The sequence below is a fragment of the Streptomyces sp. NPDC048560 genome (assembly GCF_040650955.1).
Classification (GTDB): Bacteria; Actinomycetota; Actinomycetes; order Streptomycetales; family Streptomycetaceae; genus Streptomyces.
Genome location: NZ_JBEZIJ010000006.1, coordinates 391,345 through 402,416 on the forward strand (window position 1 = coordinate 391,345; position 11,072 = coordinate 402,416).

Genomic DNA, 11,072 nt, shown 5'->3' on the forward strand with positions numbered 1-11,072 from the left:
GGTTCCGCCGGATGGCGGGGCACTCCGGCCGGATCAGACGTGGGGGCGCAGGCGCGCCGCCTGGACGGTGTTCCTGACCGGACTGTCGGGCGCGCCTTCGTGCAGCGCGCTGCCCTCCTGCCACTTCTCCCAGGACAGGTTCCAGTCGCCGAAGCCGTTGTCGAACGGCGTCATCATGTCGCCGATGCTTCCCACGACCTTGACGATGTCGCCCTGGCGCACGGTCTCGTAGAACCACTCGGCGTTGTCCATGCTCATGCCCGTGCAGCCGTGGCTGACGTTGGCGTTGCCCTGGGAGCCGGTCGACCAGGGGGCCGCGTGCACGTACTCGCCGCTCCAGGTGACGCGGGTCGCGTAGTACACCGGCAGGTCGTACGACTCGGAGGAGCCCTCGGCGATGCCGATGCTCGTACCGCGCATCCGTACGTAGTACTCCTTGCCCAGCACCACCTTGACGCCGTTGCGGGTGGAGAAGCCGGGCTTGCCCGTGGTCACCGGGATGGTGTTGATCACTTCTCCGTTGCGCTTCACCGTCATCGAGTGGGACGAGGCGTCCGTGACGGCCTCGATCCGGTCCCCGGTGGTGAGCTTGAGGGGCTTCGACGCGGCTCCGTAGAGGGCGCTGGTCACCTTGATGCCCTCCAGATTGCTCCGGACGTCGATGGTGGCGTTGGCGGGCCAGTACTCCTGCGGCCGGTAGTGCAGGTTCTTGTCGTCGACCCAGTACCAGGAGCCGCTGGCGGCCGGTGTCGACCTGACCTTCAGCGCGCGCTCCACGGTGGCCCTGGCGGCCTTGCCCTTCACCGGAACGCTCAGTTCCGCCGTGATGGGCTGTCCGACGCCGTAGGTGCCCTTCTGGGGGCCGAAGGAGACCTTCAGCAGCTTCTTGGCCGAGGTGGTGTCGAACGTGAGCGTACGGCTGCCGGGGGCGCCGTCCTCGTCCTCGGTGGAGACCTTGACGGTGTACCGGGCCCCGGCCGCCAGCGAGACCGTCGAATGCCAGCGCTTCCCGTCGGCGGCGAGCTCGCCGGCGAGATGGCGGCCGTCCGCGTCGACGGCCGTGACGTCGGTGATGCGGCCGCCGTCACCCTTGACGGTGACTTCGAGGGGCTTCTCCGGATCGGCCTTCTCCTTGCCGGAGGGGCCGTTGAAGGACACCTGTCCGGCCGCGTCGAACGGCCGTACAGAAAGGGGATGACCATCGGGCTCGCCACAGGCGGTCGCACCTGCAACCAGGGTCACGACCAGCAGAGTGCAGCTCACTACGGTGCGGATGCGCGGCGTGTGCGTCATGAACTCAACGTAAGAAGATTCATCCGATCCAGCGCGTTAAATGACTGCAAACGAGCGAAAGGGCCCGGCCGCTCGGTACTGAGCGGCCGGGCCCCTTGCGAGGTGGAACGGGTCCTACGGGTGGAGCGGTGTCACTGGGTCTGGTTCTCGCCCCGGTAGTACTCGAAGACCCAGCCGAAGAGACCGATCAGCAGGAGCGGGGCCGAGAAGTAGAGCAGCCACCAGCCGAAGATGACGCCCATGAAGGCGAAGGCGCCACCGATGGCCAGCGAGAGCGGCTGCCAGCTGTGCGGGGAGAAGAACCCCACCTCGCCGGCCTCGTCCGCGACATCGGCTTCCTTGTTGTCCTGGGCCATCGCGTCGACCCGGTTGGCCGTGAAGGCCAGGTAGAAGCCGATCATGATGGACAGTCCGAAGGACAGGACCAGTGCGGTGGTACCGACCGGCTCCTTCGACCAGACGCCGTACGTGATGGCCATCGCGAGGATGAAGACGCTCAGCCAGATGAACAGCTTGCCCTGGATCTTCACTTGCCTGCCTCCTTGCCACCGGCGAGAGCCTTGTCGGCGTCGGAGTGGTGCTCAAGCTGCTCGAGCGCCGCGATCTCCGGGTGATGCAGGTCGAACGCCGGGGATTCCGAACGGATCCGCGGCAGCGTGATGAAGTTGTGCCGCGGCGGCGGGCAGGACGTCGCCCACTCCAGCGAACGGCCGTAACCCCACGGGTCGTCGACCTCGACCTTCTTGCCGTACTTGGCGGTCTTCCACACGTTGTAGAAGAACGGCAGGATCGACAGGCCGAGCACGAACGAGGAGATCGTCGAGATGGTGTTCAGAGCGGTGAAGCCGTCCGCCGCGAGGTAGTCCGCGTAGCGTCGCGGCATACCCTCGGCACCGAGCCAGTGCTGCACCAGGAACGTGCCGTGGAAGCCCACGAACAGCGTCCAGAACGTGATCTTCCCGAGCCGCTCGTCCAGCATCTTGCCCGTGAACTTCGGCCACCAGAAGTGGAATCCGGAGAACATCGCGAAGACCACGGTGCCGAACACCACGTAGTGGAAGTGCGCGACGACGAAGTACGAGTCGGAGACGTGGAAGTCCATCGGGGGCGAGGCCAGGATGACGCCGGTCAGACCACCGAAGGCGAAGGTGATCAGGAAGCCGACGGACCAGAGCATCGGAGTCTCGAAGGACAACGACCCCTTCCACATCGTGCCGATCCAGTTGAAGAACTTCACACCGGTCGGCACCGCGATAAGGAAGGTCATGAACGAGAAGAACGGCAACAGCACGCCGCCCGTGACGTACATGTGGTGCGCCCACACCGTCACGGAAAGGCCCGCGATGGAGATGGTCGCCGCGATCAGACCGATGTAGCCGAACATCGGCTTCCGGCTGAAGACCGGAATGACTTCGGAAACGATTCCGAAGAATGGCAGGGCGATGATGTACACCTCTGGATGGCCGAAGAACCAGAAGAGGTGTTGCCAGAGCAATGCGCCGCCATTGGCCGCGTCGAAGATGTGCGCACCGAATTTCCGGTCCGCCTCCAGCGCGAAGAGCGCGGCTGCCAGCACCGGGAAGGCGAGCAGGACCAGCACACCGGTCAGCAGCACGTTCCAGGTGAAGATCGGCATACGGAACATCGTCATGCCGGGCGCGCGCATACAGATGATCGTGGTGATGAAGTTGACCGAACCGAGGATCGTGCCGAATCCGGAGAAGGCCAGACCCATGATCCACATGTCCGCGCCGATACCCGGCGAGCGGACGGCGTCCGACAGCGGGGAGTAGGCGAACCAGCCGAAGTCGGCCGCACCCTGCGGCGTCAGGAAGCCCGCCACCGCGATGATCGAGCCGAAGAGGTACAGCCAGTACGCGAACATGTTCAGCCGCGGGAACGCCACGTCGGGCGCGCCGATCTGCAGCGGCATGATCCAGTTCGCGAATCCGGCGAACAGCGGCGTCGCGAACATCAGCAGCATGATCGTGCCGTGCATCGTGAACGCCTGGTTGAACTGCTCGTTCGACATGATCTGCGTGCCCGGACGGGCCAGCTCGGCGCGCATGAAGAGCGCCATGAGTCCGCCGATGCAGAAGAAGACGAACGACGTGACCAGGTAGAGCGTGCCGATCGTCTTGTGGTCAGTGGTGGTCAGCCACTTGACGACGACATTTCCCGGCTGCTTGCGCCGTACCGGCAGCTCGTCCTCGTACGAGTCGTCTGCTGCCGCGGCACCCTGAGGTTCGTTGAGGATGCTCACAGTTTGTTCGTCTCCGCATTCCTGGCCGGGTCCGTCTGCTCGATGCCTGCCGGCACGTAGCCCGTCTGACCCTTCTCCGCCAGCTCCTTGAGGTGCTGCTGGTAACGCTCGGGGGAGACGACCTTGACGTTGAAGAGCATCCGGGAGTGGTCGACGCCGCAGAGCTCGGCGCACTTGCCCATGAAGGTGCCCTCCCGGTTGGGAGTGACCTCGAACGCGTTGGTGTGGCCCGGGATGACGTCCTGCTTCATGAGGAACGGCACCACCCAGAAGGAGTGGATGACGTCACGGGAAGTCAGGACGAAGCGGACCTTCTCACCCATCGGCAGCCACAGGGTCGGGCCCGGGTTGCCGTTCTGGGGGTTACGGGTACCGGGGACGCCCACGTCGTAGACGCCGCCGGCGCCTTCCGGGAAGTCCTTGCGGTACCGGTCGGGGATGGCGTCGAGCTCCTTGGGGATCTCGCTGCCGGCGGAGGGCTGGCCCTCCACCTTCTCGATGTAGTTGAAGCCCCAGCTCCACTGGTAGCCGACCACGTTGATCGTGTGGGGCGGCTTCTTCTCAAGCGCCAGGAGCTTCGATTCATCGCGCGCGGTGAAGTAGAACAGCACCGAGACGATGATCAGGGGAACCACTGTGTACAACGCCTCGATGGGCATGTTGTACCTGGTCTGCGGAGGGACCTCCACCTTGGTGCGCGAACGCCGGTGGAAGATGACGCTCCAGAGGATCAGCCCCCAGACAAGGGCACCCGTGACGAGCGCTGCCGCCCACGAGCCTTGCCAGAGGGAGAGGATCCGAGGGGCCTCTTCCGTTACCGGTGTGGGCATACCGAGGCGGGGGAAATCTTCCCAGTTGTACGAACAACCGGAGGCCGTCGCCAGAACCAGGCCCGCAGTCAGCACCTGTGGCAGCTTCCGCCGCATCGGGCGCCGCGACGAGCGGTCGGAGCCGTTGGGACTCACGTAGCGCCTTCCCGAGAGTCTCGCCCGCACGGTCGGCGCGCCCGTCTCTCTGGTCGGTCGCCGGCCCTGACGCGGGCAGGGGTTTGGATGTTTATGCGGACCAAACCCTACTGGACGCTATTTGGGGTCGCGCGGGGAGGGTGCCCAACGCGCCGTCCGACACCCCGAAGGGATGGAATCCTGGCCTCCGGGCGCCATCTGACGCCCCCTCTCATGCCCGGACGGGTGTCCCCTTCCCCGCCGCCGGCCGGGTGCGGGCTAGCGTGGCGCCGTGCCCTACTTCGACGCCGCCTCCTCGGCCCCGCTGCATCCCGTCGCCCGCCAGGCGCTGCTCGCCTCACTCGACGAGGGCTGGGCCGATCCGGCCAGGCTCTACCGGGAGGGGCGGCGGGCCCGGATGCTTCTGGACGCCGCGAGGGAGGCCGCCGCGGAGGCCGTCGGATGCCGCCCGGACGAGCTCGTGTTCACCTCGTCGGGAACCCGGGCCGTGCACTCCGGGATGGCCGGGGCCCTTTCCGGGCGTCGGCGTGTCGGCCGCCACCTGGTCGTGTCCGCCGTCGAACATTCTTCGGTGCTCCATTCGGCCGCCGCCCATGAGGCGGCGGGCGGCTCGTTCTCCGAGGTGGCCGTCGACCGGTCCGGGGCGGTCGGTCCGGCCGCCTTCGCCGAGGCCCTGCGGGAGGACACCGCGCTGGCGTGCCTGCAGTCCGCCAACCACGAGGTCGGCACCGAGCAGCCGGTGGCCGAGGTGGCCGGTCTCTGCCGGGAGGCGGGGGTTCCGCTGCTGGTGGACGCGGCCCAGTCGCTGGCGTGGGGGCCGGTACCGGAAGGCTGGTCACTGCTGGCCGCCAGCGCGCACAAGTGGGGCGGGCCGGCGGGGGTGGGGCTCCTGGCGGTGCGTAAGGGGGTGCGGTTCGCCGCTCAAGGCCCGGCCGACGAGCGGGAGTCGGGGCGGGCAGCCGGGTTCGAGAACCTTCCGGCGATCGTGGCGGCGGCTGCGTCGCTGCGGGCGGTACGGGCCGAATCGGCCGCCGAGTCCGTACGCCTGCGGGCTCTGGTGGACCGGATCAGGACGCGGGTGCCACAGCTGGTGGCCGACGTGGAGGTGGTCGGTGATCCGGTGCGGCGGCTGCCGCATCTGGTGACCTTCTCCTGTCTCTATGTCGACGGGGAGACAGTTCTCCAGGAACTGGACCGTGCCGGATTCTCCGTATCGTCCGGTTCGTCCTGCACGAGCAGCACCCTGATGCCGAGCCATGTGCTCAAGGCGATGGGGGTGCTCTCGGAGGGGAACGTCCGGGTGTCGCTGCCCCTGGGGACCACCGAGGCGGACGTCGACGGCTTCCTCGACGTGCTTCCCGGGGTCGTCACCGGTGTACGGGAGCGGCTGGGCGCCCCGGTCACCGCGGCCCCCTCCCCCTCCGTCACGGCCTCGCTCGTCGTCGACGCGCTGGGCAAGCGGTGCCCGATCCCGGTGATCGAACTCGCAAAAGTGATCGGAGACGTACCGGTGGGCGGCACGGTGACGGTCCTCGCCGACGACGAGGCGGCCCGGCTCGACATCCCAGCCTGGTGCGAGATGCGTGAGCAGGAGTACGCGGGTGAGGAGCCGGCGGACCGGGGCTCGGCCTATCTGGTCCGCCGGCTCCACTGAGCCCGGCCCGGACGGGCGGTCCTAGCCGAGGTGCGTCTGGACCTCGGCGGCGGCCTCGTGGCCGTACGCCTTGGTGAATCGGTCCATGAAGTGGGTGCGGCGCAGGGTGTACTCCTGGGTGCCGACCGTCTCGATGACCAGGGTGGCGAGCATGCAGCCGACCTGGGCGGCGCGCTCCAGGCCGACGCCCCAGGCCAGACCGGAGAGGAAGCCGGCGCGGAAGGCGTCGCCGACGCCGGTGGGGTCGGCCTTCCTCTCCTCCTCGGGGCAGCCGACCTCGATCGTCGCCTCGCCGACGCGCTCGATCCGGACGCCGCGGGCGCCGAGGGTGGTGACCCGGTGGCCGACCTTGGCCAGGATCTCCTCGTCGGTCCAGCCGGTCTTGGACTCGATGAGCCCCTTCTCGTACTCGTTGGAGAAGAGGTACGTGGCGCCGTCGAGGAGGATGCGGATCTCCTCGCCGTCCATCCGCGCGATCTGCTGCGAGAAGTCCGCGGCGAAGGGAATGGCGCGCGAGCGGCACTCCTCGGTGTGGCGGAGCATCGCCTCGGGGTCGTCGGCGCCGATCGAGACGAGGTCGAGGCCGCCCACGCGGTCGGCGACGCTCTTCAGCTCGATCAGGCGGGCCTCGCTCATCGCGCCCGTGTAGAAGGAGCCGATCTGGTTGTGGTCGGCGTCCGTGGTGCAGACGAAGCGCGCCGTGTGCAGGACCTCGGAGATGCGGACGGAACCGGTGTCGACGCCGTGCCGGTCGAGCCAGGAGCGGTACTCGTCGAAGTCCGAACCCGCGGCGCCGACCAGGACCGGGCGCGTACCGAGAAGTCCCATGCCGAAGGAGATGTTGGCCGCGACACCGCCCCGGCGCACATCGAGGTTGTCGACCAGGAAGGAGAGCGAGACCGTGTGCAGCTGGTCGGCGACCAGCTGGTCGGCGAAACGGCCGGGGAAGGTCATGAGGTGGTCGGTGGCGATGGAGCCGGTGACTGCAATGCGCACGGGGATGCTGCTCCTGCGGAAAGCGGAGGAAACGGGTGAGCGGACCCTCCGGGACGGCGTGACAGTTCACGCTACCCGTTCACCGCACCCGACTCGAAAGGGGAAAACTACCCGATAGTAGGGCTTTCTACCTGAGTGACCTGGTGCGTACGGTGCGGATATGTCGAAGCACATCGCCCCGCGCGAGTCCGAGATGAGCCTGGCCGAGCTGCGCGGTGACTGCGCGCGCATGGCGCCGCACTGGGTGGTACCCACGAAGACTGCCACGGCGCCGGTGGCTCCGTCGCTGATTCACGGAGTCACGGTGCCGCCCGCCTCCGCCCGGCTCATCGACGCCATGTCCGATTACGGCGACTGAGAACGCGCTCCGCCGTGGAACCGCGCGCTGCTCCGCTCCGTCCCACCGGTGTCCCCACTCGGGGGACGGACGGCAGGACCGACCGGCGAACGCAGCCGAAGGAGCGATCCGGTGAGCACCGAGCGACCTGACAACGACCTGTCCGGCCCACGGCGGAGGCGTTCGCCGCTTGCGGTCGCCTCCGTGGCGGCCGCCGTGCTGCTCGCCGGAGGCGGTGGCGCGTACTGGGCCGCCGCCGCGGGCAGTGACGGCGCCGCGGATGACGCCGCCGCGGCCCGGGACGGACACACCCCTCCCCCGCTCTCCCTGGACGCGCCGGCCGACAGTCCCCCCGGGCCGTCGAGGAGCATCGCCCCCGGCGAACCGCCGCCCGGCGGGGACGGCGTCGTCTACCGCTCGTCGGGCGAGCTGCCCGACGGCCCGGACTCGGCGGCCGTGCACCGCTCGACGGGCACGGTGAGCGCCGCGGAGGTGGCACGGCTGGCGCGGGCGCTCGAACTGGACGGCACCCCCAGGACGGCGGGCACCGTCTGGAATGTGGGCTCGGACAAGGACGGCTCCGGTCCGGTCCTCCAGGTCAACAAGCAGGCTCCGGGCACCTGGACGTTCTCCCGGTACGCCTCGGGCGGCCCGGACCGGTGCGCCTCCACCACGGTCTGCGAGAGCGGGACCGCCGGGGACGCCACGGCCGACAGGGTCGCCCCGGTCCCACCGATCGACGAGAAGGCCGCCAAGGCCGCCGCGGCGCCCGTGCTGAAGGCGCTGGGCCGGTCCGCCGACCGCTTCACCGTCGACGCCCGCCAGGTGATGGGCTCGATCAGGGTGGTGAACGCGGACCCGGTGGTCGGCGGGCTGCCGACGTACGGCTGGGCGACCGGCGTCCAGGTGGGCGCCGACGGCGAAGTGGTCGGCGGCAGCGGGCAGCTGAAGGGGCTGGAGAAGGGCGACAGCTACCCGGTGACCGACGCCGAGGAGGCGCTGAAGCGGCTGAACGCCTCGGCGAAGGGCGGCGGCGCCCCCGATACGGGCGGGTGCGCCACACCCGTACCCCTGGAGGGCGAGCAGACGGCTCCGCCGAAGGACTGCGCGATGCCGCGCGGCGGCGCGAAGCCGGTCGTCATGACGGTGGACAAGGCGGTCTTCGGTCTCGCCGCGCAGTACGTGGACGGGCAGCAGACGCTCGTGCCGTCCTGGCTGTTCTCGGTACGGCCCGCCCCGGGCGGACCGGTCAGCACGGTCTCACAGGTGGCCGTGGACCCGGCCTATCTGACGGAGCCCGAACCCGCCCCGACGACCGAGCCGGGCCCGAAGGCCGGGGACCGGAAGATCACGTCGTACAGCGCCGACGGGCGGACCCTGACGGTGACGTTCTGGGGCGGTGTCTGCAGCACCTACTCGGCCCACGCCGAGGAGAGCCCGGGTGAGGTACGGGTGTCCGTCACGGAGAACCCGGGGGACGGGAAGAAGGTCTGCATCATGATCGCCAAGGAGCTGAAGCGGACGGTGACGCTGGACGAGCCGACGGGCGACCGCCGGATCGTGGACGCGGCGTCCGGTGCCGCCGTGCCGCGCGCCTGAGCTCCCCGGCACGTACGACGACGGCGGCTGTCCCGGATACCGGGACAGCCGCCGCTGTCGTGTCGCTGTTCGTCTCACTGTCGTGCGCGAACCTCAGCCTTAGCTGAAGGAGTCGCCGCAGGCGCAGGAACCCGAGGCGTTCGGGTTGTCGATCGTGAAGCCCTGCTTCTCGATCGTGTCCACGAAGTCGATGGAGGCGCCGCCCAGGTACGGGGCGCTCATCCGGTCGGTGACGACCTTGACTCCGTCGAAGTCCTTCACGACATCGCCGTCGAGCGAACGCTCGTCGAAGAAGAGCTGGTAACGCAGGCCGGAGCAGCCGCCGGGCTGGACGGCGACGCGCAGCGCCAGGTCCTCGCGGCCTTCCTGCTCCAGCAGGCCCTTGACCTTGGCTGCGGCGGCGTCGGACAGGAGGATGCCGTCGCTCACGGTGGTGGTCTCGTCCGATACGGACATCTGCTTCTCTCCCGGGTTGTACGGACTGCTTGCCGACGTTGCAACCGTCGGAGCCTCGGATTCATTCCGGGCCGGCGCTTGCCTGTTCCTTTTCATGCTCGCACACCGCGGGCCCGAGGGGATGCGTCACATCGACGCTATCGGCATCGTCAAACTGACACGAAGCGGTTATGATAGATAGCGTCAAATAGACGAAAAGGCTCGCCGCAGAACTCGCCGCAGAACTCGCCGCAGAAAAAGAAAGGGTGCGTGACGTGACCACCGCCCAGCCCCTGGATGTACAGCCGACGCCCCTCGCCCTCCTCCTGCTCGGCCGCGAGGCCGACCCGAAGAGCGAGCGCGGCGTCGAATGCCCGGGGGACCTCCCCTCCGCGTCCGACCCGGACCTGGTGGAGCGCGCCCGCGTCGCCAAGGAGAAGCTCGGGGACAAGGTCTTCGTCCTCGGGCACCACTACCAGCGCGACGAGGTCATCCAGTTCGCGGATGTCACCGGCGACTCCTTCAAGCTTGCCCGGGACGCCGCCGCGCGCCCGGAGGCCGAGTACATCGTCTTCTGCGGCGTGCACTTCATGGCCGAGTCCGCGGACATCCTGACCGGTGACGAGCAGAAGGTCGTACTGCCCGACCTGGCCGCCGGCTGCTCGATGGCCGACATGGCCACCGCCGAGCAGGTCGCCGAGTGCTGGGACGTGCTGACCGAGGCCGGCGTCGCCGAGCAGGTCGTGCCCGTCTCGTACATGAACTCCTCCGCCGACATCAAGGCCTTCACCGGCCGGCACGGCGGCACGATCTGTACCTCGTCGAACGCGAAGCGGGCCCTGGAGTGGGCCTTCGAGCAGGGCGAGAAGATCCTCTTCCTGCCGGACCAGCACCTGGGCCGGAACACGGCCGTACGGGACATGGGCATGACCCTGGAGGACTGCGTCCTCTACAACCCGCACAAGCCCAACGGCGGCCTGACCGCCGAGGAGCTCCGCAACGCGAAGATGATCCTGTGGCGCGGGCACTGCTCGGTGCACGGCCGCTTCTCGGTGGAGTCCGTCAACGACGTACGGGCGCGGATTCCCGGGGTCAACGTGCTGGTGCACCCGGAGTGCAAGCACGAGGTCGTGGCCGCCGCGGACTACGTGGGCTCGACGGAGTACATCATCAAGGCCCTGGAGGCGGCCCCGGCCGGCTCCAAGTGGGCGATCGGCACCGAGCTGAACCTGGTGCGGCGCCTCGCCAACCGCTTCGCGGCCGAGGACAAGGAGATCGTCTTCCTCGACAAGACGGTCTGCTTCTGCTCGACGATGAACCGGATCGATCTTCCGCACCTCGTGTGGACGCTGGAGTCGCTGGCCGAGGGCAACCTCGTGAACCGCATCGTGGTGGATCCGGAGACGGAGAAGTACGCGAAGCTGGCGCTGGAGCGGATGCTGGCGCTGCCGTAGGGGTGCGGTCGGGCGGGCGCTCGGCGCCCGCGGCGGGCTCGTCCCCTGTGTGTACGAAGGCCCCGGCACCGTTCCT

10 protein-coding genes are annotated in these 11,072 nt (G+C 68.6%); 4 read left to right on the forward strand and 6 right to left on the reverse strand.

From position 1 onward, the window contains the following. Nucleotides 1–33 precede the first annotated feature (33 nt). The 4 genes from AB0C82_RS18960 to coxB all read right to left on the reverse strand — a co-directional run bounded on the left by AB0C82_RS18960 (nt 34) and on the right by coxB (nt 4,521). Entirely contained in the window at nt 34–1,293 is a 1,260-nt protein-coding gene (locus tag AB0C82_RS18960; RefSeq protein WP_362842997.1) for an Ig-like domain-containing protein, read from the reverse strand. A 131-nt stretch (nt 1,294–1,424) separates the two neighbouring features. Beyond that, the gene (locus AB0C82_RS18965; RefSeq protein WP_362843000.1) at nt 1,425–1,823 is read right to left on the reverse strand and encodes a cytochrome c oxidase subunit 4; all 399 of its coding nucleotides are present in this window, start codon (nt 1,821–1,823) and stop codon (nt 1,425–1,427) included. Beyond that, complete coding sequence (gene ctaD, locus AB0C82_RS18970; protein ID WP_362843003.1) at nt 1,820–3,556, reverse strand: cytochrome c oxidase subunit I; 1,737 nt, start codon at nt 3,554–3,556, stop codon at nt 1,820–1,822. Before ctaD ends, AB0C82_RS18965 begins: the two co-directional genes overlap by 4 nt. Beyond that, complete coding sequence (gene coxB / locus AB0C82_RS18975) at nt 3,553–4,521, reverse strand: cytochrome c oxidase subunit II (RefSeq protein WP_362843006.1); 969 nt, start codon at nt 4,519–4,521, stop codon at nt 3,553–3,555. Before coxB ends, ctaD begins: the two co-directional genes overlap by 4 nt. Nucleotides 4,522–4,792: 271 nt before the next feature. Here coxB and AB0C82_RS18980 point away from each other — a divergent pair, with 271 nt between their 5' ends. Continuing rightward, a complete protein-coding gene (locus AB0C82_RS18980; RefSeq protein WP_362843009.1) occupies nt 4,793–6,175 on the forward strand; it encodes an aminotransferase class V-fold PLP-dependent enzyme in 1,383 nt (460 codons plus the stop codon). A 21-nt stretch (nt 6,176–6,196) separates the two neighbouring features. Here the strand turns inward: AB0C82_RS18980 and AB0C82_RS18985 are convergent, their stop codons facing one another. Next, the gene (locus AB0C82_RS18985; RefSeq protein ID WP_362843012.1) at nt 6,197–7,171 is read right to left on the reverse strand and encodes a carbohydrate kinase family protein; all 975 of its coding nucleotides are present in this window, start codon (nt 7,169–7,171) and stop codon (nt 6,197–6,199) included. Nucleotides 7,172–7,331: 160 nt separating this feature from the next. On the opposite strand from AB0C82_RS18985, the gene AB0C82_RS18990 reads away from it, so the two are divergent. Together AB0C82_RS18990 and AB0C82_RS18995 are read left to right on the forward strand one after the other, a co-directional pair. Beyond that, nucleotides 7,332–7,529 (forward strand): hypothetical protein, encoded by a 198-nt coding sequence (locus tag AB0C82_RS18990; protein WP_362843015.1) that lies wholly within the window; start codon nt 7,332–7,334, stop codon nt 7,527–7,529. Between the two features lie 111 nt (nt 7,530–7,640). After that, on the forward strand, nt 7,641–9,107 hold the full coding sequence (locus AB0C82_RS18995; protein ID WP_362843017.1) for a hypothetical protein: 1,467 nt from the start codon (nt 7,641–7,643) through the stop codon (nt 9,105–9,107). Nucleotides 9,108–9,206: 99 nt separating this feature from the next. Here AB0C82_RS18995 and AB0C82_RS19000 read toward each other — a convergent pair whose 3' ends face one another. Then, nucleotides 9,207–9,563, reverse strand: a complete 357-nt coding sequence (locus AB0C82_RS19000; RefSeq protein WP_007451212.1) for an iron-sulfur cluster assembly accessory protein — start codon at nt 9,561–9,563, stop codon at nt 9,207–9,209. A 245-nt stretch (nt 9,564–9,808) separates the two neighbouring features. Between AB0C82_RS19000 and nadA the strand changes: the two genes are divergently transcribed. Then, nucleotides 9,809–10,996: a quinolinate synthase NadA gene (nadA, locus tag AB0C82_RS19005; protein ID WP_362843021.1), complete on the forward strand. Its 1,188-nt coding sequence runs from the start codon at nt 9,809–9,811 to the stop codon at nt 10,994–10,996. Nucleotides 10,997–11,072 lie beyond the last annotated feature (76 nt).